Source organism: Janthinobacterium sp. SUN137 (assembly GCF_030587265.1).
GTDB classification, from domain to species: Bacteria; Pseudomonadota; Gammaproteobacteria; order Burkholderiales; family Burkholderiaceae_D; genus Janthinobacterium; species Janthinobacterium kumbetense.
This window is the reverse complement of the sequence record NZ_JAPWHZ010000001.1, coordinates 1,403,902-1,428,563: the sequence shown is the minus strand read 5'-3', so window position 1 is coordinate 1,428,563 and position 24,662 is coordinate 1,403,902. Positions and strand designations below refer to the sequence as shown.

Annotated in this window: 26 protein-coding genes; 14 read left to right on the top strand and 12 right to left on the bottom strand. The window is 63.3% G+C overall.

Annotated elements, in window-relative coordinates; genetic code table 11:
* The first annotated feature begins 1 nt into the window (after window position 1).
* The 6 genes from hutH (at window position 2) to O3298_RS06470 (ending at window position 7,060) form a co-directional block, all read left to right on the top strand.
* Complete coding sequence (gene hutH, locus O3298_RS06495) at window positions 2-1,561, top strand: histidine ammonia-lyase (RefSeq protein ID WP_289900202.1); 1,560 nt, start codon at window positions 2-4, stop codon at window positions 1,559-1,561.
* Between the two features lie 20 nt (window positions 1,562-1,581).
* Window positions 1,582-2,370, top strand: coding sequence for an N-formylglutamate deformylase (gene hutG / locus O3298_RS06490; RefSeq protein ID WP_305058802.1), 789 nt, complete (start codon window positions 1,582-1,584; stop codon window positions 2,368-2,370).
* Window positions 2,355-3,731, top strand: coding sequence for a formimidoylglutamate deiminase (locus O3298_RS06485; protein ID WP_305058801.1), 1,377 nt, complete (start codon window positions 2,355-2,357; stop codon window positions 3,729-3,731). Before hutG ends, O3298_RS06485 begins: the two co-directional genes overlap by 16 nt.
* Window positions 3,731-4,306 carry a HutD family protein gene (locus tag O3298_RS06480; protein WP_305058800.1) on the top strand — a complete coding sequence of 192 codons (576 nt, stop codon included), beginning with the start codon at window positions 3,731-3,733 and terminating at the stop codon, window positions 4,304-4,306. The genes O3298_RS06485 and O3298_RS06480 overlap by 1 nt, the downstream gene beginning before the upstream one ends.
* Before the next feature lie 12 nt (window positions 4,307-4,318).
* Entirely contained in the window at window positions 4,319-5,545 is a 1,227-nt protein-coding gene (gene hutI, locus O3298_RS06475; RefSeq protein ID WP_305058799.1) for an imidazolonepropionase, read from the top strand.
* Between the two features lie 84 nt (window positions 5,546-5,629).
* Window positions 5,630-7,060, top strand: a complete 1,431-nt coding sequence (locus O3298_RS06470; RefSeq protein ID WP_289913244.1) for a glycine betaine ABC transporter substrate-binding protein — start codon at window positions 5,630-5,632, stop codon at window positions 7,058-7,060.
* Window positions 7,061-7,071: 11 nt separating this feature from the next.
* Here O3298_RS06470 and O3298_RS06465 read toward each other — a convergent pair whose 3' ends face one another.
* The 3 genes from O3298_RS06465 to O3298_RS06455 form a co-directional block, all read right to left on the bottom strand.
* Complete coding sequence (locus tag O3298_RS06465; protein ID WP_034746290.1) at window positions 7,072-7,251, bottom strand: hypothetical protein; 180 nt, start codon at window positions 7,249-7,251, stop codon at window positions 7,072-7,074.
* 588 nt (window positions 7,252-7,839) lie between these two features.
* A complete protein-coding gene (locus tag O3298_RS06460; protein WP_305058798.1) occupies window positions 7,840-8,346 on the bottom strand; it encodes a GNAT family N-acetyltransferase in 507 nt (168 codons plus the stop codon).
* Window positions 8,343-9,287 (bottom strand): DMT family transporter, encoded by a 945-nt coding sequence (locus O3298_RS06455; protein WP_289903380.1) that lies wholly within the window; start codon window positions 9,285-9,287, stop codon window positions 8,343-8,345. Before O3298_RS06455 ends, O3298_RS06460 begins: the two co-directional genes overlap by 4 nt.
* 182 nt (window positions 9,288-9,469) lie before the next feature.
* Here O3298_RS06455 and O3298_RS06450 point away from each other — a divergent pair, with 182 nt between their 5' ends.
* A complete protein-coding gene (locus tag O3298_RS06450; protein WP_257218848.1) occupies window positions 9,470-9,601 on the top strand; it encodes a hypothetical protein in 132 nt (43 codons plus the stop codon).
* 22 nt (window positions 9,602-9,623) lie between these two features.
* Here O3298_RS06450 and O3298_RS06445 read toward each other — a convergent pair whose 3' ends face one another.
* Both O3298_RS06445 and O3298_RS06440 read right to left on the bottom strand, forming a co-directional pair.
* Window positions 9,624-10,073 (bottom strand): glycine zipper 2TM domain-containing protein, encoded by a 450-nt coding sequence (locus tag O3298_RS06445; protein ID WP_034780449.1) that lies wholly within the window; start codon window positions 10,071-10,073, stop codon window positions 9,624-9,626.
* 136 nt (window positions 10,074-10,209) lie between these two features.
* Window positions 10,210-10,638, bottom strand: coding sequence for a DUF962 domain-containing protein (locus tag O3298_RS06440; RefSeq protein ID WP_099666421.1), 429 nt, complete (start codon window positions 10,636-10,638; stop codon window positions 10,210-10,212).
* Window positions 10,639-10,733: 95 nt separating this feature from the next.
* On the opposite strand from O3298_RS06440, the gene O3298_RS06435 reads away from it, so the two are divergent.
* Window positions 10,734-11,258 (top strand): DNA-deoxyinosine glycosylase, encoded by a 525-nt coding sequence (locus O3298_RS06435; RefSeq protein ID WP_305058796.1) that lies wholly within the window; start codon window positions 10,734-10,736, stop codon window positions 11,256-11,258.
* A 31-nt stretch (window positions 11,259-11,289) separates the two neighbouring features.
* Here O3298_RS06435 and O3298_RS06430 read toward each other — a convergent pair whose 3' ends face one another.
* A complete protein-coding gene (locus O3298_RS06430; RefSeq protein ID WP_289913056.1) occupies window positions 11,290-12,498 on the bottom strand; it encodes a hypothetical protein in 1,209 nt (402 codons plus the stop codon).
* A gap of 107 nt (window positions 12,499-12,605) precedes the next feature.
* Window positions 12,606-13,472: an HDOD domain-containing protein gene (locus O3298_RS06425; protein WP_099666424.1), complete on the bottom strand. Its 867-nt coding sequence runs from the start codon at window positions 13,470-13,472 to the stop codon at window positions 12,606-12,608.
* A 290-nt stretch (window positions 13,473-13,762) separates the two neighbouring features.
* Between O3298_RS06425 and O3298_RS06420 the strand changes: the two genes are divergently transcribed.
* Window positions 13,763-14,341 carry a DNA-3-methyladenine glycosylase gene (locus O3298_RS06420; protein ID WP_305058795.1) on the top strand — a complete coding sequence of 193 codons (579 nt, stop codon included), beginning with the start codon at window positions 13,763-13,765 and terminating at the stop codon, window positions 14,339-14,341.
* On the opposite strand, the gene O3298_RS06415 is transcribed toward O3298_RS06420, so the two are convergent.
* Both O3298_RS06415 and O3298_RS06410 read right to left on the bottom strand, forming a co-directional pair.
* Entirely contained in the window at window positions 14,338-16,044 is a 1,707-nt protein-coding gene (locus tag O3298_RS06415) for a methyl-accepting chemotaxis protein (protein WP_305058794.1), read from the bottom strand. The genes O3298_RS06420 and O3298_RS06415 overlap by 4 nt on opposite strands.
* 68 nt (window positions 16,045-16,112) lie before the next feature.
* Window positions 16,113-16,571, bottom strand: coding sequence for a cache domain-containing protein (locus tag O3298_RS06410; RefSeq protein ID WP_099666427.1), 459 nt, complete (start codon window positions 16,569-16,571; stop codon window positions 16,113-16,115).
* Window positions 16,572-16,853: 282 nt separating this feature from the next.
* Between O3298_RS06410 and O3298_RS06405 the strand changes: the two genes are divergently transcribed.
* The 5 genes from O3298_RS06405 (at window position 16,854) to O3298_RS06385 (ending at window position 22,575) form a co-directional block, all read left to right on the top strand.
* Entirely contained in the window at window positions 16,854-18,218 is a 1,365-nt protein-coding gene (locus O3298_RS06405) for a KamA family radical SAM protein (RefSeq protein WP_305058793.1), read from the top strand.
* Between the two features lie 2 nt (window positions 18,219-18,220).
* Window positions 18,221-19,561, top strand: coding sequence for an MFS transporter (locus tag O3298_RS06400; RefSeq protein WP_305058792.1), 1,341 nt, complete (start codon window positions 18,221-18,223; stop codon window positions 19,559-19,561).
* Window positions 19,506-20,354, top strand: coding sequence for a fumarylacetoacetate hydrolase family protein (locus O3298_RS06395; RefSeq protein WP_305057367.1), 849 nt, complete (start codon window positions 19,506-19,508; stop codon window positions 20,352-20,354). Before O3298_RS06400 ends, O3298_RS06395 begins: the two co-directional genes overlap by 56 nt.
* The gene (locus tag O3298_RS06390; protein ID WP_289917464.1) at window positions 20,354-20,920 is read left to right on the top strand and encodes a carboxymuconolactone decarboxylase family protein; all 567 of its coding nucleotides are present in this window, start codon (window positions 20,354-20,356) and stop codon (window positions 20,918-20,920) included. The genes O3298_RS06395 and O3298_RS06390 overlap by 1 nt, the downstream gene beginning before the upstream one ends.
* Window positions 20,921-21,015: 95 nt before the next feature.
* Window positions 21,016-22,575, top strand: coding sequence for a S1C family serine protease (locus O3298_RS06385; RefSeq protein ID WP_289903398.1), 1,560 nt, complete (start codon window positions 21,016-21,018; stop codon window positions 22,573-22,575).
* Window positions 22,576-22,631: 56 nt separating this feature from the next.
* On the opposite strand, the gene O3298_RS06380 is transcribed toward O3298_RS06385, so the two are convergent.
* The 3 genes from O3298_RS06380 to yjgA all read right to left on the bottom strand — a co-directional run bounded on the left by O3298_RS06380 (window position 22,632) and on the right by yjgA (window position 24,619).
* A complete protein-coding gene (locus O3298_RS06380) occupies window positions 22,632-23,300 on the bottom strand; it encodes an alpha/beta hydrolase (RefSeq protein ID WP_289917459.1) in 669 nt (222 codons plus the stop codon).
* Complete coding sequence (gene mog, locus O3298_RS06375) at window positions 23,297-23,929, bottom strand: molybdopterin adenylyltransferase (protein WP_305058791.1); 633 nt, start codon at window positions 23,927-23,929, stop codon at window positions 23,297-23,299. Before mog ends, O3298_RS06380 begins: the two co-directional genes overlap by 4 nt.
* Window positions 23,930-24,019: 90 nt before the next feature.
* Window positions 24,020-24,619 (bottom strand): ribosome biogenesis factor YjgA, encoded by a 600-nt coding sequence (gene yjgA / locus O3298_RS06370; RefSeq protein ID WP_099666434.1) that lies wholly within the window; start codon window positions 24,617-24,619, stop codon window positions 24,020-24,022.
* Window positions 24,620-24,662: the final 43 nt, after the last annotated feature.

The following is a 24,662-nucleotide window of genomic DNA, read 5'->3' as shown; positions in this document are numbered from 1 at the left end:
TATGACACAGCATGCCAAAAGTTGGACCCTGAAACCAGGCGCGATGACCCTGGCCGACCTGCGCGCCGTCTGGGCCGCGCCGGCAAAATTGACCCTCGCCGCCGAGGCCTATCCCGTCATCGAGGCGTCGGCCGCCGCCGTGCAAGCCATCGTCGCCAAGGGCGACGCGGCGTACGGCATCAACACGGGCTTCGGCCTGCTCGCCAAGACGCGCATCCCCGATGAAAAGCTGGAGCAATTGCAGCGCAACCTGATCCTGTCGCACTCCGTCGGCACGGGGGAACTGCTGTCGGACGCCGTCGTGCGCCTGATCATGCTGATGAAGATCGGCAGCCTGGCGCGCGGCTTTTCCGGCGTGCGCCCGCTGATCGTCGATACCCTGATCGCCCTGTACAACGCGGGCATCATGCCGGCCATTCCCGCCAAGGGTTCCGTCGGCGCCTCGGGCGACCTGGCGCCGCTGTCGCACATGACCTTGGCCATGCTGGGCGTGGGCGACGTGCGCGTCAACGGCGAATTGATGGCGGCCCCCGAGGCGCTGGCGCAGGCGGGCATCGCGCCCGTGGTGCTGGCGGCGAAAGAGGGCCTGGCCCTGATCAACGGCACGCAAGTGTCGAACGCGCTGGCGCTGCATGGCCTGTTCATGGCCGAGCGCCTGCTGGAAGCGGCCATGGTCACGGGCGCGCTGTCGCTCGACGCGGCCAAGGGCAGCGACTCGCCGTTCGACGCGCGCGTGCATGCCGTGCGCGGACAGCCGGGGCAGATTTTGGCGGCGCAGATGTACCGCCAGCTGGTGGCGCACAGCGCGATTCGCGCTTCGCACCTGGAAGGCGACGAGCGCGTGCAGGATCCGTACAGCCTGCGCTGCCAGCCGCAAGTCATGGGCGCCTGCCTCGATTTGATCGGCAACGTCGGCCGCACGCTGCTGATCGAAGCCAATGCCGTCACTGACAACCCGCTGATCTTCCAGGATGGCCCCAACGGGCAGGCGGAAATCGTCTCGGGCGGCAATTTCCATGCGGAGCCGGTGGCCTTTGCGGCCGACACCTTGGCGCTGGCGATTTCCGAAATCGGCGCGCTGGCCGAGCGCCGCATCGCGCTGCTGATCGACGCCACCTTGTCCGGCCTGCCGCCTTTCCTCGTGCGCGACCCGGGTGTCAATTCCGGCTTCATGATCGCCCACGTGACGGCTGCCGCGCTGGCGTCGGAAAACAAGTCGCTCGCGCATCCGGCCAGCGTCGACAGCCTGCCGACGTCCGCCAACCAGGAAGACCACGTGAGCATGGCCACGTTCGCCGGGCGCCGCCTGGACGACATGGCGCACAACACGGCCGTCATCGTCGGCATCGAGCTGCTGGCCGCCGCGCAGGGCATCGATTTCCACCGTCCGCTGAAAACCTCGCCGCACCTCGAACATGTGCATCACCAGTTGCGCCAGAAAGTGCCGTTCTTCGACGCCGACCGCTTCTTCGCGCCCGACATCGAAGCGGCCAAGCAGATGGTGCTGCAGGGTGAGTTGAGCAGCACGTGCAAGAATTTGTTCGCCCCGCTGTACGCTTGAGCTGGAGCAAGGAGACAAGCATGGATTTCCGCTTTAATGAAGGCAGCATCCCGCTGCTCGTGTCGATGCCCCACGTGGGCACCGACATACCGGACGATATCGCCGCGCGCATGACGCCGCAGGCCCTGGTCAGGGCCGACACGGATTGGCATCTGCGCGAGCTGTATGGCTTTTTGCAGGAGATGGATGCGTCCGTGCTGTCGGCGCGCTGGTCGCGTTACACCATCGACTTGAACCGCCCGCAGGAAGACACGAATCTGTATCCGGGGCAGGATACGACGGGCTTGCTGCCCAACGATACTTTTCATCGCGAGCCGCTGTACCTGGCCGGCCGCGAACCGGATGCGCAGGACGTGCGGCAGCGGCTGCAGCGCTACTGGGCGCCGTATCATGCGCAGCTGCGCGCGGAACTGGACCGGCTGCTGCGCGTGCATGGCGCCGTGGTGCTGTGGGATGCTCATTCGATCGCCTCGCGCGTGCCGCGCTTCTTTGACGGCAAGCTGCCCGACCTGAACTTCGGCACGGCCGATGGCGCCAGCTGCGATGCGGGCCTGACGTCCGCCGTGGTCGATATCGCGCGCGCGCAGGAGGCATTTACCGTGGCCTTGAATGGCCGCTTCAAGGGCGGCCATATCACGCGCCACTACGGCCAGCCGGAAGGTCGCGTGCATGCGATCCAGCTGGAGATGTGCCAGTGCCTGTACATGGATGAAACGGAACCGTTTGGCTACCGGCCCGACCTGGCGGCGCAAGTGCAGCCGCTGCTGCGCCAGATGATGGAAGCGGCCGTGGCATGGGTGGCGCGTTGAGTGCGTCCTTGTTTGCGCGCCATGCGCTGCTGCCGCAAGGCTGGCGCCGCGACGTGCTGCTGGAGTGGGACGCGGGCGGCGATTTGACGGCGGTGGCGGAAAACGCCGCGCCGCCCGCCGGCGTCGAAGTGGCCGAATATGTCTTGCCCGGCATGGTCAACCTGCATTCGCATGCTTTCCAGCGGGCGCTGGGCGGCATGACGGAGATTGCGGGTGACGGGCCGGACAGCTTCTGGACCTGGCGCGACCTGATGTACCGCTTCGCGCGCCACATCACGCCGGAACAGATGGAAAGCATCGCCGCGCAGCTGTTTGCGGAATGCCTGCGCCATGGCTACACGGCCGTGTGCGAATTCCACTACCTGCAGCGCGATGCGGCCGGCGCGCTGTATGCGCGTCCCGCCGAAACGGCGCAACGGGTGCTGGCGGCGGCGCGCCTCAGCGGCATCGGCCTGACCATGCTGCCCGTGCTGTACAGCCATGCGGGTTTTGGCGAGCAACCCCTGAAGCCGGAGCAGGCGCGCTTCCGCACCGGTGCGGACGATGTCTTGCGCGTCGTCGAGGCGCTGGCGCCGCAGCGCGGCGGGCAGGTGGAGGTGGGATTTGCGCCCCATTCGCTGCGCGCGGCCGGCGTGGCGCAGATCAAACAGGTGGCGCAGGCGCTGCCCGCGGGTCGCCCCATCCACATCCACATCGCCGAGCAGCAGGGCGAGGTGCGTCAGTGCCTGGACTACAGCGGCCGGCGCCCGGTGCAGTATCTGCACGAGCAGGTCGACGTCGACGCGCGCTGGTGCCTTGTGCATGCCACGCATGTGCAGCCAGACGAGGTGGCGCTGATGGCGGCCAGTGGCGCCGTGGCGGGCCTGTGCCCGACGACGGAAGCGAACCTGGGCGACGGCCTTTTCCCGCTGGCCGAATTCATCGCTGCCGGCGGGCGCTTTGGCGTCGGCAGCGACAGCCATGTATCGCAATCGCCCGTCGAGGAATTGCGCTGGCTCGAATATGGCCAGCGCCTGCAGCGGCAGCAGCGCAATGTCGCCGCCACGCCGGAGGAGCGCCATGTGGGCGACTACCTGTGGCAGGCGGCCCTGCAAGGGGGCGCGCAGGCGGCCGGGCGCAAGCTCGGTGCGCTGGCGCCCGGCTGCCGCGCCGACTTGCTGGTGCTCGACGAAGCGCATGTGAACCTGTGCGGCGTGGCCATCGAAAATGTGCTGGGCAGCGTACTTTTCTGCGGCAATGACAACCTGGTGCGCGACGTGCTGTGCGGCGGCCAATGGCAGGTGCGCGACGGGCGCCACGTGGCGCAGGACGCCATCGCTGCCGCCTACAAGCGCACGCTGGCGCAACTGAGGGCGCTCTGATGGCGACCTTCATCCCGCAGGAATGCCTGCGCGCCGCGCCGTGGAAAAACGGCGGCGGCAGCACGATGGAAATCGCCATTGCTCCGCCCGGCGCCAGCCTGATGGAATTCGACTGGCGTATCAGCCTGGCGACGATCACGGCCAGCGGGCCGTTTTCCAGTTTTCCCGGCATCGACCGCAGCCTGATGCTGGTCGATGGCGACAGCGTGCAGCTGACGCTCGATGGCGCGCGCAAGGTGACCTTGAGCGCGGCGCAACCGATGCTGTGGTTTCCCGGCGAGGCGGCCGTGGAGGCGCAAGTCAGGGGAACGACGACGGATTTCAACGTGATGACGCGGCGCGACCGCTGCCGCCACCAGCTGGAAAAAATCACGGCCCCGTGCCGGCTGGTGCGGCGCAGCGCGGCGACCTTGCTGTTTGTCGCCGGCGAAGGCCACGTGCTGGCGCGCGGTGGCGAGCAGCAGTTCGCGCTGGCCCGCCATGACGCGCTGCTGCTGGACGCCGACGATGCGCAGGAATGGCGGCTCGACGCCTTGCAGCGTTCGCCCGTGCTGTGCGTCGACCTGTTTACCTAGGGAGAGAAAGCGATGCAAGACTGGGACCTGGTCATCCATAACGTCCACCTGGCCACCATGGAGCACGGTTATGGCGAGCTGCTCGATGCGGCCATCGCCGTCAAGGATGGCCGCATCGCCTGGTTCGGCCCCGGCGACGAATTGCCGGCCAGCGGCGCGGTGCTGCAGGATGGCCAGGGTTGCTGGCTCACGCCCGGCCTGATCGACTGCCACACGCACATCGTCCACGCGGGCAACCGCAGCGACGAATTCGAGGCGCGCCTGAATGGCGCCAGCTATGAAGACATCAGCCGGGCCGGCGGCGGCATCATGTCCACCGTGCGCGCCACGCGTGCGGCCAGCGACGACGAATTGCTGCGGCAAAGCCTGCCCCGCGTGCTGGCGCTGCTGGCCGAGGGCGTGACCACCTTGGAGATCAAGTCCGGCTATGGCCTCGACGCGGCCAGCGAAGCGAAGATGCTGCGCGTGGCGCGCAGGATAGGGCAAACACTGCCCGTATCCGTGCGCACCACCTTCCTTGGCGCGCACGCGCTGCCGCCCGAGTATGCAGGTCAGGCCGATGCGTATATCGAGCTGCTGTGCGCGCAGATGCTGCCCCAGCTGGCCGGCGACGGCCTGGTGGACGCCGTCGACGCCTTTTGCGAGCGCATCGGCTTTACGCCGGCGCAAACGGAATTCCTGTTCGAGGCGGCGACGGCGCTGGGGCTACCTGTGAAACTCCATGCCGAGCAGCTGTCGGACCTGGGCGGCGCGGCGCTGGTGGCGCGCTATGGCGGCCTGTCGGCCGACCACCTGGAATTTTTGTCGGCAGAGGGCGTCGCCGCCATGGCGCAGCATGGCACGGTGGCCGTTCTGCTGCCGGGCGCGTATTACTTTTTGCGCGAGACGCAGCCGCCGCCCGTGGCGGCCTTGCGCGCGGCCGGCGTGCCCATGGCCGTGTCCACCGATTGCAACCCGGGCACGTCGCCCATGACGTCCCTGCTGCTGGCGATGAACATGGCCTGCACCCTGTGGCGGCTCACGCCGCAGGAAGCGCTGGCCGGCTGCACGATCCATGCGGCGCGCGCGCTGGGGCTGCAGCAGGAAACGGGCAGCCTGGCGGTAGGCAAGCGCGCCGATTTCGCCCTGTGGCGCATCGCGCGCCCGGCCGACCTGGCGTATGCGCTGGGCCTGAACCCGTGCGCGGGCGTGGTGCATGGCGGTGTCTGGCGCGCGCCGGTGGTAAGCTTGCCGGATTGATCATCCGTCCCGGAGCGCCGCGTGCGTCTTGCTTACTTGCTGTTGTTACTTGTCTTCGCCGCCGCGCCCATATCCTCCCTTGCCATGGACGGCGGCACCCTGAAGGTGGGTTCGAAGCGCTTTACGGAATCGTATATTCTCGGCGAAATCGTCAAACAGAGCGCTGCGCCGCACGTCAGGGCGGAACACCGCCAGGGCCTGGGCAACACGGCCATCGTGCTGGCCGCGCTGCAGGCGGGCAGCATCGACGTGTATGCCGAATACATGGGCACCATCGCCAGCGAAATCCTCAAGCACGACAAGGCCATTGATCTGGCGCAGATGCGGCGCGAGCTGGCCACGCTGGGCCTGGGCGTGGCCGTGCCGCTGGGCTTTAACAATACGTATGCGCTGGCCATGCGCGGCGATGAAACGGGCATCGCCAGCCTGGCGCAGCTGGCACAGCATCCCGCCCTGAAATTCGGTCTGTCGCATGAATTCATCGGCCGGGTCGATGGCTGGCCGGGCCTGGCCGCGCGCTATGGCTTGCCGCAGCGCCCGCGCGGGCTCGATCACGGCATCGCTTACGAGGCGCTGGCGCAGCGCCAGGTGGATGTGATCGACATTTATTCGACGGACGCGAAGATACGCCAGTACGGCTTGCGCGTGCTGTCCGACACGCAGCAGTATTTTCCCCGCTACGACGCCATGCTCTTGTACCGGCTCGACGTGCCGCAGCGTTTTCCCGCCGCCTGGCTCGCGCTGCAAGGCTTGCAGGGGCGCATCAGCGAGAGCGACATGATCGCCATGAATGCGGCCGTGGAAATCGATGGCAAGACTTTTTCCGGCGTGGCGCTCCAGTGGCTGGCCTCAGGCGCGCAGGCGAAAAAACCGGCCGCCGCGCGCAGCAAGCTGCTCGATAAAATCATCGGCGACGATCTGTGGACCCTGACGCGCCAGCACCTGACCCTGGTGCTGCTGTCGGTGGCGCTGGCGTGCCTGATCGGCATTCCGCTGGGCGTGCTGGCGGCGTTGTCGGCGCCGCTGCGGCAAACGGTGCTGGCCTTCGTCGGCGTGCTGCAGACGGTGCCGTCGCTGGCCTTGCTGGCGATATTGATCCCGCTGCTGGGCATGATCGGCACCGTGCCGGCGCTGGTCGCGCTATTCGTGTACGCCTTGCTGCCCATCGTGCGCAACACGTGCACGGGCATCTTGCAGGTGCCGCAAGGTTTGCGCATGGCGGCGCTGGCGCTGGGCTTGAGCAAGCGCGACCGCTTGCTGCACGTGGACTTGCCGCTGGCCTTGCCGGTGATGCTGGCGGGCATCAAAACGGCGGCCGTGATGAGCGTGGGCACGGCCACCATCGCCGCCTTCATCGGCGCGGGCGGTTACGGCGAACGCATCACCATCGGCCTGGCGCTGAATGACAACGACATGCTGCTGGCCGGCGCGATCCCCGCAGCCGTGCTGGCCCTGCTGACGCAAGGCTTGTTCGAGCTGGTGGAGCGCTGGGCCGTGGCCGGCCGGCAGCACTGACGGCATCACGGTTACAGCGAGTGCAGTTTGGAGCGCACCGAGACGACGGCCTGGTGCAGGATGCGTTCAGCCTGGAAGTCGTTCTCGCGCTGTTCGGCGATGGCTTGCAAGTCGCGCGTGTAGCGCTCCAGGCGGGAGCGCAGGTAGGCGCGGTAGATTTTCATGACGAGCGGTTTGGCAGAGACATTCATGATGTGGCTCCCAGGTGCGTAACGATGCGTTCATTTTGTGTGAGCGGAATGCCGCCACTTTGCGCCATATCAAATGCCATGACCCCGTCAAATTGGCGCGTTTGAGATTGCGCAATGCTCCCCAGACCGAAGATGCCACACTGAATCTTCCCTGCTCGCCCGGTCATCATCAGGCGCCGCGGGCTCTGATTCCCTCAAGCATACTCAAGGAGCGTCGCATGGTCATTTTCGCCGTGGTTGCTGGCTGCATCGCCTGTTTCACAGTGTACCAAATCTATAAGAATGCGCAGGGTGGCAGTGGGCTTACACAACAACATATCGGTTTGCACGGCACATTGATTGAACCACGGAAATAAACAGTGTCATCCGAGCGACACTCGGTGACACTTGGTTAGCGAATTTAAGTCAAATGTAAGGCCCGGTAAGCAAATGTAAAGGTCTGCGCGGTGGCAAGCGGCAGCGTTTATATTGATAACCGTTGATTGCATTCTCCCCCTCCCACTTGACAATGGGTTCACCCCGCGGTGCCGCTAGCCCGCGGGGATTTTTTTGGAACTTGCATTTGCAGTTCCCGCGATGCAGTGCCAATCACAGTGGTTGTGGCGTACCGGCCGACAATTGCGTCAAGGCATCGCCAGCGACCCGGCAGATGCGCCAGTCCGGCATCACGTCCGCGCCCATGCCCTTGTAGAAGTTGATCGCGTTTTCATTCCAGTCCAGCACCGACCATTCGAAGCGGCCGCAATCGCGTGCGACGGCCAGTTGCGCCAGCGCCACGAGCATTTGCTTGCCATAACCCTTGCCGCGCACCGATTGCTTCACATACAGGTCTTCCAGGTACAAGCCCTTGCGGCACAGGAAGGTGGAAAAGTTGTGGAAGAACAGGGCGAACGTCACCACCTCGCCATCTTCCTCGCCCACCAGCGCTTCGCACGCGGGATGGGCGCCGAACAGGCTGTCGTGCAGCATGGATTCCCTGGCGATCATCATGTGTTCGAGTTTTTCAAACATGGCCAGTTCATGGATCATGCCAAAGATGGCGGCTACGTCGGATGCGGTCGCGGGACGGATGGCGAGGGAGGTAGAGGTGCTCATGTTGCCTTTGTGGATGGAGTGGTGGAAATAGAGGAAACGGCAGCCGTCTTGCGCGCGCCCGAGGTCAGGGCCCAGGCCACGCTGGACAGGCACAGCACCATGCCCACCCATTCGATGGCGGCGGGCCGGTAGTGTTCGAACTGCACCGACAGCAGCACGGAAATGACGGGGGTGACGACGCCGATATACACGGTCTTTTGCGTGCCGATGCGGGCGATTAACGTGAAATACGCGCTGAAGGCGATGACCGAGCCGAAGATGGCCAGGTACAGCAATCCCATCCAATAACTGGGGCGCGCGGGCAATTGCCAGGACTGGCCTGTGGCGACGGCCCAGGCGGCCACCATCAAGGTGCCCCACAGCATGGTCCAGGCCATGGTCAGCATCACGTTGCCGGAATGCTCGCGCACTTTCATGACGAGGGCGTTGCCCACCGTGCTGGACACGGTGGCCACTAGGGCCAGCATGAAACCGAGCAGGAAATGGCCATTGCCGCCGCCCAGGATATCTTGCAGTGCCGCACCGATGGATTGGTAAAACAGCAGCACGATGCCGCAGATGGCGACGAAGGCCGCGCAGCAGGTGCTCCAGGTGATGGGCGTGCCGAAGGCGATGCGGTTGAGCAATGGCGTCCAGAACACCATCAGCGCAAACAGCACGCTGACGAGGGCCGAGACGAGATATTGCTCGGAACTATACGTGCACACATAGCTGAGGGCGAATGATGCCAGGCCCTGCAGCAGCATCCATTTCTGCGCGCGCCAGGGCAGGCGCAAGCGGTCGCCGCGCAAGGCGCACCAGGCAAACAGGGTGGCGGACGCGAGGCCGAAGCGGTAGACCACGGAAACGGCGGGGGCGACATCGCCCAGCTGCAAGGTGATGGCCCAGAAGGTGGAGCCCCAGATCAGGCAGGCAATGATGAACAGGAGAGGAGAGGACATCGCGCAAGTATACGGGCATCGCGCGGGGATGGCGAGTCTTGGCCGGGCTTGCTCAAAGAGTGGTCAGGAGACAACGAGGCATTGAGCCAGCGCAGTGCTTCTGGAAAATGTTGAATTTATGAAAATATTTACTTTATTATCAAGTAAACATTTTCTGAATTGCATCTTTGAAGGGGACCGCCATGCCAGCCTCACTGCAGATCAAAGTATGGAGCGTGCTTGTATATGTCGTGGTGGCAACCTTGGTTGCAATCTGGCTGCATGAGGGCATGTCGCCCTCGGCCTTGCTGATGGCAGCCGGCGCATTCGGCTAAAGCGCATGCGCCGGCAAGCAGATCAGTGGGTGACGCGGGTCTTGCGGCCATCGGACAGCAGGCGCACGCGTTCGCCCGGACGGAACAGTTCGTCCGCGTCTTGCACGATGGCGCGCATGTCGCCATTGTCCAGGCGTACGGTGATTTCCAGGCCGGGTTTGTTGGAAGCGTTCGCTTCGATGCTTTTGCCCGCCATGCCGCCGGCGACGGCGCCCAGGATGCTGGCAGCGATGGCGCCCTTGCCGCCACCGACTGTCGAGCCGGCCACGCCGCCCAGCGCCGCGCCAGCCAGTACGCCCGTGCCCGTTTCACCCTTGTCGATGGTGACCTGGCGCACAGATTCAACCGTGCCCATGCGAACCGATTGTTCATTCTGCGCCTGGCGCGCGTTGTACACATTCGCCGAGTTCGGTTGTACGGCGCAGCCGGCCAGGGTGGCCAGCAATGCCACTGCAATAATTGGTGCTTTCATGTGGGACTCCCTTGGACAAAAGTTAGTTGCCGATTACATTGACCGACAGATGATGACTTATCATAAGGACACTTGCCTCAGATAACTAGTTGCGAATAGTAAAAATCTGTTACGGCCCCGCATGACCGCTTGCTGCTCAATACGCCAGCCGCAGGCGCCGGTACAAAAATCCCAGCACGAACAGCGGTCCCACCAGCAAGAAGCGCAAGTCGTCCAGGAACGACGGTTTCTTGCCTTCGATCTGGTGGCCGATGAACTGGCCTATCCAGGCCAGCACGAACAGCGCCAGCGACACGGGCAGGACAGTCAGCGCCGGCATCAGCAGCAGCAGGCCCAGCATGGCGGCCAGCATGGCCAGCATGCCTGCCGCAAACGGACGCGACAGCTTGTAGTAATAGTATAAAGCGAGAATACTGCCGAGCAGCGCCACGCTGGGATGCACGCTCCACAGCAGCCCCAGCAGGCTGAAGACGATCAGCGGCACGCACACGATGTGCACCCATTCATTGACGTGGTTGCGGTGGCTTTCGCCATACTGGGCCAGCAGGGTGTCGATGGTGCGCATGGGCGGTCTCTTGTGTAGGGATGGTTGTCCGGGAATTCTACACCGTCGCGTGGCCGGGTAAAATGGCCCTTCATTTCCCCTTCCGGACCGCTCATTTGAATAGCCCAGCCTTCTTGCCAGACCCTGCCGCCGACCCGCGCAAGCGCTGTTTCGATCCCGTCGTCGACGCCGATACGCGCTTGTTGATACTGGGCAGCTTGCCCGGCGAAAAATCGCTGGCGCACAGCCAGTATTATGCGCATCCGCAAAACAAGTTCTGGCTGCTGCTGGGAGAGGTGCTGGGCGTGGACTTGACGAGCCAGCCCTATGAAGCGCGCTTGAGCACCTTGCTGGCGCACGGCGTGGGCCTGTGGGATGTGGTGGCGCAGGCGCAGCGCACGGGCAGCCTGGACAGCAACATCCGCGCCCGCGACGACAACGACCTGGTGGCCCTGGCCGCCAGTCTGCCGCAATTGCACACGATCGCCTTCAACGGCGGCACGGCCGCTAAGCTGGGCATCAAGGTGCTGGGCGAGCACGCGCAGCGCTACCGCATCGTCAGCTTGCCGTCGAGCAGCCCCGCTTACACACTCGCGTATGGCGCCAAGTTGCTGCAATGGAAAACATTGCAGCCGTTGTAATGCGGGGACTCAGTTGATCAGTTTGCCGGCTTTAGGCCGGCGCGTACGGCTGCGCTTCCAGCGGCTGTCCCTTGGCGTCGAATTTCAGCGCCACTGACAAGCGGGTGACGCCGATGGTGGCCAGCGCGTCGCAGATGTCGTCGACTTCGTCCTGCAAGTCGGCGGCCAGGTCCAGCGGCTTGTCGGCGCTGTGCAGCAACTGGCCGTCTGCCGTGCTGACGTTGACGCGCAGCAGCATTTCGCCGTGCTCATCGGCCGGGCCGACGACCACCGAGACGTCGCCCGCGTCCACGTTGTTTTCTGCCAACGCATGGTTGATGCCGGACATCATCTGCAGCATCGCATACTCGCTCATGCCTTGTTCCTTGCCACCGTGGAACAGATCCTGGTAGAGGAAGCTTACTTCCAGGGTGTTGCCGGCCGGCGCCAGGCAGCGTTTCACCAGATCGCCCACTTCCGTCGTCCACTGCTGGTAGCGGGCCATGCGCGCATCGAACCAGGCGTCGAGCGCCGCTTCATCCTTCGGTTCCGCATAGAACGGGTCGTCCACGCGCTTGAGGGCAAAGCCCAGCAGGAAGCGCAGTTCGACGGCCGTGTCCTGCGGACCGAAGGCCGTCTCGCTCCAGCCGACGATGCTGCTTTCCAGGCCCGGCGTGGCGACGATTTTCTTGTCCGTCATCGACGAGTACGCATCGCGCACCATTTCGTGCAGGTGGCTGTAGGTGATGCGGTCGATTTCATCGAGGTCGTAGGCGTGGCTCATCAGGACTACCTTGGCCTTGGCGCTTTCCAGTTCTGCCTGTTGGAAGCTTTTCACCAGCGCTTCGAACGCGTCCTGGTCCTGGAAGCTGTCCGCTTCCTTCAGGCCGCCCGTGCTTTGCACCAGCAGGGGCACGACGAAGGCGTTGATTTCCATGGCCGGGGCATTTTCGCGGCGGATCACGGAAATGGACGCCGCTTCCTCGATATGGCTGCGCAGGTACTGGTAGGCGCCCACGTCCTCGTATTTCGCCCGCTCGATGGCGTCGTACAGGATTTCATCCTTCTTTTGATTCAAGGCCTTGCGGATCAGGCGGCCGAACTCGACGGCTTGCTCGGCCAGCACCGTGCCCTGCGATTCGCTGTCTTCCTGCTCCGCCAGGTTCAGGGCCATCGTGCACAGCATGCGCGTGACGGATTCATCCTTGTCTTCAGGCGTGTTGGCGGATTTACGGGGGACAGGGCGCTTATTTTTGGGCATGGCGATCAACAGGTTAAGAAAGACGGGTCAGGCAAACGGAAACAGGCGCCAGGGCTTGTGCCAGGCGCCGGGACGGATCATACAGGCGGACGCGGCCGCCTGATACCTCAATGGTCGGTATCGAACATCTCGTGCAATTCGTCGAGCAGGTCGGCGGCTTCTTCCTGCGACAGGCCAAGATGCTGGCAAGCAAGTTCGCCGCCCTTGTCCCACTCCAGCGAGGTACTGTTGCCATGGTAGCGCTGAATGCCCTTTTCGGCCAGCAGCGACAGGGCGACGAGCGAGCGGATGGCGTCGTCCGTGGACGGGTCGGCCAGCACCGTGTAGTCGTGGTGGTGCAAGATCGCCCACGAGACGTCGGAAGACAGGCCCCAGTTGCGCGCCAGCAAGCAGCCGATGGCCGCGTGGTTGGTCTGGTGGCGTGCGTCTTCCAGTGCTGTAAAACAATTGTGCGCATCGTTGGCGGCCGCCGCGTACGTGTTGACGTAGTCGGGAAAGCGGTTCATCAGCAGGGGCACGCCGATGTCGCAGAACAGGCCGAAGGTGTGGGCGATGTCGGGCGGGGCGATGCGCAGCTTGCGTGAGGTAAATACCAGGGCGCGCGCGCGCTTGGCCGACACATCCCAGAAATTGGTCAGTTCCACGCCTTCCGCTTCCAGCGCCTGGCGCGCCAGCAAGCCCGTCATCATGGCGCTGCACTGGTTGATGCCGAGAAAGTTGATACCTTGCTCGACGGACTTGGCCTTGCGCGCGGCGCCATAGAACGGCGAATTGGCCAATTTCAGCAGGGCGCCCGACATGCCGACGTCGTCGGCGATGATGCGCGCGATGCGGCGCGGCGACGGGTCCTGTTCCGCCAGTTCGCGCTGCAGGTCGACCAGCAGGCTGGGACGCGGCGGGATACGGATGGAACGCATCAAGGCGTCAACCGGATCTTCCTGCTCTATCTGCTTTTGCGCTGCCGCTCTCATCATCACGCTTTCATCATCATTTTTGTGCCCGGTGCTTATTCTGTCGCGCGCTGCCGCTGCCCGCTTCATGAGCGTCTGGCGCAGTGCCCGACGATTATCGCTGTTTATGCATAGCAATAGTTCATATCTGCAATATATTCTGGAAAAAATCCCCGTTTTGGCCCGGTCCAGCCGTGATTTTCATCATTTTACGACCTTGCCCATCCCGGTATCCATGATGAAAAAACCAAGTTTTATTTGTTTTCAAGGCGAGGCAAAGCGTGCGGCCGGATGCGCGGCAGTACAATTGCCTGATGAAAAAAATCCTTGCGGGTATCGATTTCGCGGACGATTCCAGCAGCGTGGCGCGCCAGCTGATCGGCGTGACCGTGCTGGTCGACGGCGTGGGCGGGCGCATCGTGGAAACGGAAGCGTATGACCGGCTGGACCCTGCCTCGCACACGTATGGGGGCATGACGCCGCGCAATGCGGCCATGTTCGGCCCGCCCGGGCACGCCTATGTCTACCGCTCGTACGGCATCCACTGGTGCCTGAACTTTGTGTGCCGCGAAGCGGGGCATGGCGCGGGCGTGCTGATCCGCGCGATCGAACCTGTGGAGGGACTCGATACGATGCGCGAACGGCGCGGCGTCGAGGGGGAGCGGCTGCTGTGCTCGGGACCGGGCAAGGTGTGCCAGGCGCTGGGCGTGAGCCACCTGCACAACCGGCTGGCACTGGACGCGCCGCCGTTCCTGTTGCTGGCCCGCGAAGGCGATGTCACGGTGCAAACGGGGCCGCGCATCGGCATTTCCAGGGCGATGGACACGCCGTGGCGCTTCGTGCTGGCCGGCTCGCCCTATCTGAGTAAACCGCTGCGCGCGCCCGCCGTCTAGCTGCGCCGGCGCCGCGATGCATCGTTGGCGCCATGCCGGCCGGGCATGCCGCGCAGCGGGCTGTGCAATGCGCGCCGGTCCTTGCCTTCTCCGTTGGCGGGGCTGGCCGGATGCTGGAATGCTTCGTCTTCGGTGTGGCCAGCCGGTGAGGCGGGGCGCTCATCCAGGGTGAACACGGCCACGGCCGCCGACAATTTGACGGCCTGGTCCTGCAAACTGGCCGCCGCCGCTGCCGCCTGTTCCACCAGGGCTGCATTTTGCTGGGTGACGTCATCCATTTGCGTGACGGCCTGGTTCACTTCCGTGATGCCCGACGCCTGCTCCGCGCTGGCCTGTTTCACGCGCTGGATGATCTCATTGACTTGCTGCACCGAGGCCACGATGGCGCCCATGCTGTCGCCCGCCTGCTGCACGGCCACGCTGCCGCCATCGATAGTGGTGACGGACGTGGCGATCAGGGTCTTGATTTCCTTGGCGGCTTGCGCCGAGCGCTGCGCCAGGGTGCGCACTTCCGACGCCACCACGGCAAAGCCGCGGCCCTGTTCTCCCGCGCGCGCCGCTTCCACCGCCGCATTCAGCGCGAGGATATTGGTCTGGAAGGAAATCCCGTCGATCACGCCGATAATATCCACGATCTGGCGCGAATTGGCGCGTATTGTCGCCATCGTCGTCACGGCTTGCTGCATCGACACGCCCCCTTGCACGGCCAGGGTGGATGCCTGCCCCGCCAGCTCGCAGGCCAGTTGGGCGTTGTCGGCGTTGTCATTGACGGCTTGCGTCAGCGCTTCCATGGCGCTCGACGTTTCTTCCAGCGAGCTGGCTTGCATTTCCGTGCGCGCCGACAGATCCAGGTTGCCGGTGGCGATTTCGTGCGAGGCCGTGTCGATCGATTGCACGGCGCCCATGATGGTGCGCAAGGTCTGATTCAGGTGGGCGATGGTCTGGTCCAGCACGCGCGAGGTGGCGGCGATTTCGTCATTGCCCTGCTTGGGCGCGCCGGCCATCAGCTTGCCCGCCGCCAAGTCTTGCACGGCGTCGGCAATGCCGCGGATTTCCACCAGCATGGCGCGCCGCACCAGCATGGTCACCACGATGGAGACGAGGATGGAGAGCAGGACGGTCAGCAGCAAGCTCCAGCACAGGGTGCGAAACTCGGCGCTGGCCGTCGCATGGGCCTGGCTGCTGAGCGTCGTTTCCAGCGCGGACAGTTGCGCCAACTGCGTATTGAACTGGCCGAACTGCGTTTCCGCCTTGAGCATGGAATTGGTGGCGATCGACTGGTCCATCTGCGCCATTTCCATCGTTTCCAGCACAGCCTTGCGATAGCCGGCCAGTGCTGTGATGGCCGCATCGACCAGGGTGAGTTCGGCGCCCGTGGCCGTGGCGCGCAGCGAGGCCAGCTGGGTGCCGATGGCCGCGTGGCGCGCCTTGATCTGTTGCTCCAGTGTATCGAGGCGGGCCTTGGCGAAGCTGCCATTCGTCCACGACAGCAACTGGTACATATTGCCGTGCACATGCTTGGCGTCCCCCAGTACGTCGGCGGCTGCCTTCAGGTGCGTGATGCGCACCCGCACCATGTTTTCCAGCGAGGCATTTTGCCGCACCATGCCATACCAGGCGCCGGTCGAGCTGAGTATCAGCAACAGCAAGACCAGGGTGGGTGCCAGCAATAATTTTGGCCCTATGCGTAATTGATTGAGCATGCTCGACTCCTGGCGATGGCCGTTCAAACCGCAGGCGGCGCGCGGTGTGCATGCGCGCCGCCCTTGCCCTATTTTTTGTAGATCCCCGCTTCCAGCACCACATCGTTGACGCGCAGGATGTAGGTGGTCTTCGGTTCGATCTTGCCGGTGGTGGGATTCTTGTATTGATAATCGACCCAGCCCTTGCCCTGTTTTTGCGCCAACTCAATGATTTCACGGCGATATTTCTTGCCATTCGCATCGGGCACATCCGTCAAATCCTTGCCCACGATGGAAGGATTGATGGGGTGGGCCAGCACGATGCCCGTCTTGATGTCGCGCATGTCCACATACAGCGAGCCCTGCACGAAGTCCGGGTCTTTCGCTGTGATTTTTTTCATCATTTCTTCCTTGCCATGCGCCTTCATGAAGGCGGCACCCCGTTCGGCCATGGCGATGGCGTCTTTTTCCGTTGGTTCGACCGCGGCGCTGACGTTGCCACCGGCAAATGCCAGGCACAGCAGGCTACCCGTGAATAAGCGTTTCATGAAAGCTCCTTGTGATATCGAGGGATATGTTGCCAAGTCGTAATTTACGTCGCCGACGCTTCCCGCAAATTGCGATGGCACAAACTAAGGTGTTGCTTGTCGGTAGCTTGCAACGTATCGACGGCTTGTTGATATGTAACAATTTGGTTCCGAGCGGCAAGAACTATGATGACTTTCACAGCATGCCAAGCTGGCAAGGCATGGCAGAGGAAGAGGCTGGAATTGGCCGGGATAGGGCTGGTTTCAAGGAAGTTATCGCTGTTTACTGGCAAGGAGCCGATCGTGTCCGCACCCATTACCGAGCCGTTTTCACCCAAGTTCAAGCCGTATACGCGGCACACCATACAACAGGCGCGGCAGTGGGAATGGCTGCCGGAAGAGCAGCGCGAAGCCGTGCAAGTGGTGTCGCACGTCTTGCCGTTTCGCACCAATGCCTATGTGCTCGACCAGTTGATCGACTGGAACAACATCCCCGACGACCCCATCTATCGCCTCGTCTTTCCCCACCGCGACATGCTGGCGCCCGAACAGTACGCGCACCTGCGCGAGCTGGTGCTGGTGCAGAGGGACAAGGCCGCTATCGATGCCTATGTGCATGGCTTGCGCCTGGGCATGAATCCCCATCCGGCCGGGCAGATGACGCACAACGTGCCCCGGGTCAACGATGCGCCCGTGCGCGGCTTGCAGCATAAATATGCGCAAACGGTGCTGTTTTTCCCCAGCGCAGGACAGACGTGCCACGCGTATTGCACCTTCTGTTTCCGCTGGCCCCAGTTCGTCGGCATGGACGACATGAAGTTCGATGCGCATGAGTCGCATGAGCTGGTCGCCTACCTGAAACTGCATCCGGAAGTGACGGACGTGCTGATCACGGGCGGCGACCCGATGATCATGAATACGCGGCAACTGGCTGCCTACCTGGAGCCGCTGCTGGCGCCGGGCCTGGAACATATCCAGAACATCCGCATCGGCACCAAGGCGGTGGCGTATTGGCCGCAGCGCTTCGTCTCGGACCGCGATGCGGACGACTTGATGCGCCTGTTCGAGCGTATCGTCAAGGCGGGCAAGAACTTGGCCGTGATGGGCCATTACAGCCATGCCGTCGAGTTGCGCCAGGACATCGCCCAGCAAGCGGTGAAGCGCATCATTTCCACGGGCGCCACCTTGCGCATGCAGGGGCCGCTGATCCGCCACATCAACGAAGACCCCGCTAGCTGGGCCGAGCTGTGGCAGGCGGGCACGCGCCTGGGGGCGATTCCGTATTACATGTTTGTCGAACGGGACACGGGCCCGCGTAGCTATTTCGAGTTGCCCCTGGCGAAGGCGCACGAGATTTTCCAGGCCGCCTACCAGATGGTGTCCGGTCTGTCGCGCACGGTGCGCGGGCCTTCCATGAGCGCGTTTCCCGGCAAGATCGTCATCGATGGCATCGTCACCATCCATGGCGAAAAACTATTTGCCCTGCAATTTTTGCAGGCGCGCAACCCGGACTGGGTGCGCCGGCCGTTTTATGCTAAGTTCGATGCGGAAGCGACGTGGTTGGACGATTTGAAGCCGGCCTTTGGCCAGGACAAGTTTTTCTTTGAAACGGATGACCCGGTGCCGCAGGTGCCGCATAAAATCATCCGCCTGGCACAGGCCGCCTGAGCATGCACGGCCACGGCGCGCCTGCCCGCTCCGGCGCGGCCGTGTTTTGCCTGGTGTTCCTGCCGTTCGCACTCGGGCACTACTTGTCGTGCCTGTTGCGCGGCGTGAATGCCGTGCTGACGGCCGAATTACTGGGCGCCATCGCCCTGACGCCAGCCCAGCTGGGCCTGCTGACCAGCGCCTTTTTTCTCGCTTTTGCGCTGGTGCAATTGCCGGTCGGCATGGCGCTGGACCGCTACGGCCCCCGCACGGTGCAACTGTGGCTGCTGGCGCTGGCGGCCCTGGGCGTGTGGCTGTTCAGCCGGGGCCACAGCTTTGCCGGACTGATGTGGGCGCGCGCCTTGATGGGGGCGGGCCTGGGCGGCTGTTTCATGGCCGCCGTGAAAGCGGTCTCGTGCGCCATCGCGCCAGCTCGCCTGCCTTCCGTGCATGGCTATCTGATCGCCGTGGGCGGCCTGGGGGCGGCCACGGCCACCATGCCCGTCAAGCTGGCCCTGCACTACACGGATTGGCGCGGCGTGTTCCTGGGCCTGGCGCTGGCGGCGCTGGCCATCGGCTTGCTGATCCGCCTGCTGTCGCCGGCCCAGCCTGCACCCGCCGCGGCGAGGAACAAGGTCAGCGTCTGGAGCGTGTATGGCGACAGGGCCTTTCGCCGCACCATCGCGCTGATCCTGCTGCCGCACACGGTGTTCTTTGGCGTGCAGGGCTTGTGGGTGGGGCGCTGGCTGGCCGACGTGGGCGGCTTGTCCGACGACAATGTCGCGTATTTGTTGTATCTGGGCATGGCGGCCGTCATCTTCGGCGCCATCGGCATGGGCATGCTGACGGAATGCGCGGCGCGGCGCGGTATTGCACCCATGCAAGTGGCGGGCGTGGGCATCGTCCTGTTTGTCGCCGTGCAAGTGGCGATGGCGTGCAATGTGGTGCCCAGCCTGCCTTTGCTGTCCGTGCTATTTACCCTGCTGGGCACGGTGACGGGCCTCGAGTATGCGATCGTTGCGCAAAGCATGCCGGCCAGTTTGACGGGCAGGGCGGCCACCTGTTTGAATTTGCTCATTTTCACGGGCGCCTTCCTGGTGCAGGCGGGCTTTGGCCTGATCCTCGGCTGCTGGCCCCTGAACAGCCAGCAGCAGTATCCGCCGCAGGCGTACCAGGCGGCGTTTGGCGTGCTGGCGGCCTTGCAATTGCCAGGACTTGCGATGTTTTTCATTCACCGCTGCAGGCGTGCCGGGCCATCCGGTAAAATGGCAGCCTGCACAGCGGCAATGATCAACTCCAAGGAAGACTATGAAACTCGTTCGTTATGGACGTCCAGGCAAGGAAAAACCGGGCCTGATCGATGAAGAAGGCAAACTGCGCGACCTGTCCGGCGTGATCGCCGATATTGATGGCGCACAACTGTCCGACAAGGCCCTGCGCAAGCTGGCCAAGCTCGACGAAAAGACCTTGCCTTTGGTGCGCGGCAATCCACGCTTCGGCGTGCCGCTGGCGAAAGTCGGCAAGTTCATCGGCATCGGCCTCAATTACGCGGATCACGCGGCCGAGGCCGGCATGGCTATCCCGGCCGAACCCATCGTCTTCATGAAGGCCATTACTTGCCTGAATGGCCCGGACGACAATGTCGTGCTGCCAAAAGGTTCGAAAAAGACGGATTGGGAAGTGGAGCTGGGCGTGATCATCGGCACGCGCGCGCAATACGTGAGCGAAGAGGACGCCCTGAAATACGTGGCCGGCTATTGCGTCGTCAACGACATTTCCGAGCGCTCGTTCCAGCTGGAGCGGGGCGGCCAGTGGGACAAGGGCAAGGGCTGCGACACCTTCGGCCCCGTCGGCCCATGGCTGGTGACGCGCGATGAAGTCATCGACGAGCAGGATCTGGACCTGTACCTGGAAGTCAACGGCAAGCGCATGCAGACCGGCAATACGCAAACCATGATCTTCACGGTGGCACAGATCGTCAGCTACCTGTCGCAATTCATGACCCTGGAACCGGGCGACGTCATCGCCACGGGCACGCCGCCGGGCGTGGGCCAGGGCCGCAAGCCGCAGCGTTTCCTCAAAAAAGGCGACAGCATGCGCCTGGGTATCGCCGGCCTCGGTGAACAGCAGCAGGATGTGGTTGCCTGGACTGCCTGATGGCCGGTAGCGATATCGACCGTTTGCCGCCGTTGCCGCTGGATCAGCTCGATGTCCAGCAGCGCGCGGCCGCGCAAGCCATCATCGACGGTCCGCGCGGGGCCCTGTACGGCCCCTTCGTGCCGCTGATCCGCAGCCCCGAGCTGATGGAAACGGCGCAGCGCATGGGCGAATACTTGCGCTACCGCAGCGCCATCGGCACGCGGCTGTCGGAATTGGCGATCCTGGTGACGGCGCGCCAATGGGACCAGCAAGTCGAGTGGGCCATCCACGCGCCGCTGGCCGTGCAGAACGGCATTGCGCAAGCGGCCGTGGATGCCATCGCTGCGCGGCGCGTACCGCTTGCCCTGAAGGAAGATGAGCAAGCCGTGCACGACTTTTGCATCGAGCTGCAGCAGAACAAGCGCGTCAGCGATGCCACGTATGCGCGGGCGCTGGCGCTGTTCGGCGAGCACGGCGTGGTCGACTTGATGGGCATCAATGGCTACTACACTTTCCTGGCCATGGTGATGAATGGCGCGCAGACGGCGGTGCCGGCCTTGGGTGTGCCGCCCATGCCCGCCTGATGACAGGTGTTTTTCGGGCAAAGATGGACAAAGTGTAATGAAGTTGAAATTATTCAATATATAATTTTACTTCCCTGCCATTGCCAACAAGCTCAATGAAAACTCGTCCGTGCTTCACCCTGATGGGCCGCGCCTTCCTGGCGCTGGCCCTTTCTTTTTGCCCCCTGATGACGGTGCGCGCGCTTGCCGCCGAGACCGCTGCAACCGCCAGCCCCGGCGCTTCCGCCCTGGAGAATTCAGTCGTCAAGGTGTTTTCCACCCTGCGCGGGCCGGATCCCTATAAACCGTGGAGCAAGGCTGCGCCGCAAGAGGTGACGGGTTCCGGCGTCGTCATCGAAGGCCGCCGCATCCTCACCAATGCGCATGTGGTCGGCTATGCCAGCCAGGTGCAGATCCAGGCGAATGGCGCCGGCGACAAGATACCGGCGACCGTGCTGGCCATCTCGCGCGGCATGGACCTGGCCTTGCTGAAAATTGACGATGACAGTTTTTTTGCCAGCCATAAAGCGGTGCCGCGCGCCAATGTCTTGCCGGACGTGCGCGATGCCGTGCTGGCGTATGGCTATCCGACGGGCGGCACCTCGCTGTCGATCACCAAGGGCATCGTTTCGCGCATCGAATTCGTGCGCTACAACTTCCCCGTGTCCGGCCTGCGCATCCAGATCGATGCGGCCATCAATCCGGGCAATAGCGGCGGCCCCGTGATTGCCGGCGACAAGATGATCGGCCTGGCCTTTGCCGGCATGCTCAATGCGCAAAACATCGGCTACATCATCCCCAACGAGGAAATCGAACTGTTTCTGCGCGACCAGGACAGTGGCGCGCCCAAGGGCAAGCCGGCCATGCGTGACGTGACGCAAACGCTGGAAAATCCCGCGCTGCGCACGTATCTGAAGCTGGCCAAGGGTGTCGAAGGCGCCGTCGTGATGACGCCGGCCAGCAAGGATGCCGCCTATCCGCTCAAGGAGTGGGATGTCATCACGCATATCGGCGATTTTCCCATTGACAACCAGGGCATGGTCAAGCTGAATGCCAACAGCCGCGTGCGCTTCCAGTACCGGGTACAGCAGCTGGCGAAAGACGGCCAGTTGCCGTTGACGGTGGTGCGCCAGGGCGCGCCCCTGAAAATCAAGGTGCCCGTCTCGGCGGCGCACCCGATGCTCATCAGCGGCTTGCAGGGCAATTACCCATCCTATTTCATCTTCGGTCCGATGGTGTTTTCGCGCGCCAGCACGGAATTCATGGCGGCGCCGAATGGCAACCCGGCGATGTTGGGCGGCATGGCGTTTGCCGGCAATCCGCTGGCCACGCGGCGCGGCGATGCGCCCGACAGCGAACGCGAGGAACTGGTGGTGATCGCCGCGCCGTTCTTCCCGCACAAGCTGATGAATGGCTACAGTACCCGTTTCTTCTCGGTCGTCGATTCCGTCAATGGCGTGCGCGTGCGCAGCCTGGCGCACCTGGTGGCCTTGCTGCGCGACCAGACGGATGAATTGCTGACGTTCCGCTTCCAGCAGCGCGATGCGGAAATGGTCGTCGTGCCCCGCAAGGACATGCTGGCAGCGACGGAATCGGTGCTGACGGACAATGGCATCCGCTCGGAAGCGTCGCCCGACATGCTGAAAATCTGGAATGAAAAAACGCCGGTAAACTGATCATTCCCGGCGTTCCGCAAGACAACAGGCGTGGCGCAGACCGCGCCTGTTTTACTTTAAGCCAATACTTTCTTCAGCCACGCGCCGATGGCGTCGATTTCTTCCTGGCACAGCGAGTGCTGCATCATGTACTCGTGCCATTCCACCTTGTAACCCATGCCGGTGAGCAAGTCGCGCGACTGTTGCGCGCGGTTGATCTGCACCACGGGGTCGGCCGTGCCGTGCGCCATGAAGATCGGCGTCTGCAGGCTGGCCGGCGTGCGTTCCAGAGCCGTCTTGTCGGCCAGCGGCAGATAGCCGGACAGGCACATCAGGCCGGCCAGCGGTTCCGCATGGCGCAAGCCCGTTTGCAGGGTCATGGCGCAGCCTTGCGAGAAGCCGGCCAGGATGATGCGGCTGGCGGGAATGCCGCGCGCCTTTTCGCGCGCGATCAGCGCTTCGATCTGCAGCTGCGAGGCGCGCAAGCCGCCCTCATCTTCGCGGCGTACGAGGTCGCTCACGAGGATGTCGTACCAGGCGCGCATCACATAGCCGTTGTTGATGGTGACGGGCATGGTGCCGGCGCTGGGGAAGATGAAGCGGATGGCGGGGCAGCCGCGCAGGTCGAGTTCTTTCACCAGGGGAACGAAGTCGTTGCCGTCGGCGCCCAGGCCATGCATCCAGATGATGGATACGGTGGGGTTCGGTGCGCTGTCGAGTTCGATGGTTTCCAGCAAAGTGCTCATGTATTTTCCTCTGGTAGTGATTGCGCCGGACGCAGCGCCGATTTGGGACGGAAGGCCTTGCAGATGGCCGGGTCGGTTTCCATGTAAGGGCCTCCGATGAGATCGATGCAATAGGGCACGGCGGCAAAGATGCCGTTCACCAATTGATTTCCATCAACATCCTTCAAGCCTTCCAGGGTTTCCTTGATGGCTTTCGGCTGGCCCGGCAAGTTCATGATCAGGGCGGCGCGCTCGGGCGTCTCGCGGATCACGGCCACCTGGCGCGACAAAATGGCCGTCGGCACGAATTGCAGGCTGATCTGGCGCATCTGTTCGCCGAAACCTGGCATTTCCTTGGTCCCGACGGACAAGGTGGCGTCCGGCGTCACATCGCGCCGCGCCGGACCCGTGCCGCCCGTCGTCAGGATCAGATGGCAGTGACTGAGGTCGACCATGTCGATCAGGGTGTTTTCAATTTGCGAGCGCTCGTCCGGGATCAGGCGTTTTTCCAGGCGGAAAGGCGTGCGGATGGCGGCGGACAGCCAGCTTTCCAGGGCGGGGATGCCCAGGTCTTCATACACGCCGCCGCTGGCGCGGTCCGAGATCGACACGAGGCCGATAATCAATTCGTCTTCGAGAGTGGTGGACATCGGTCACCTATAAAAGTCTGGAGTGTCTTAAAAACAATAAAACCGGGATTATCCCGGTTTTTTGTCCATCCTTGCGTTTGGGACGGTCAATTACTCGTCGTCTTCCGCTTCTGCGTCATCTTCGTCGGCATCTTTCTTGCCGCCATTTTGCTTCTTGGCGATCTCTTTCAAGATCTGGAAGATTTCACGGTAGGCCTTCGGCGGCTTGTTCTCGGCTTGCTCCTTGCGGGCATTGCGGATCAGGGTGCGCAGGTGCTGCACGTCCAGTTCCGGATTTTCCGACAGCAAGACGGTCAGGGCCTTGTCGTCCGTCAAGAGTTTGTCGCGGCGGCGTTCCATCGCGTGCATATTGGCCGTGTCGGCTTTCGACAAGCCTTTCCAGCTATCGATGGTGCGTTGGATGGCGGCAACTTCGTCTTCATCCAGGGTGCGCATCTTCTTGCCCACGTATTGCAGCTGGCGGCGGCGGCCTTCGTGATCCTTGATTTGCTGGCATTCGAGAATGGCGTCGCGCACGTCTTCCGGCATCGGGACGCGCTTGACGCGGTCGCGTGCCTCATTGACGAGTTCTTCGCCCAGCTTTTGCAGGACGGTCATCTGGCGCTTGAGTTCCGACTTCGAAGGACGTTCATATTCCTGTTCGAATTCGGTGGATTGGAAGCCGCAAGCTCCCCGGTTTGGATTTGGCATGATAAGGCGGGATTGGCCGCGTAGGCCGCACCTGTAAACTGTA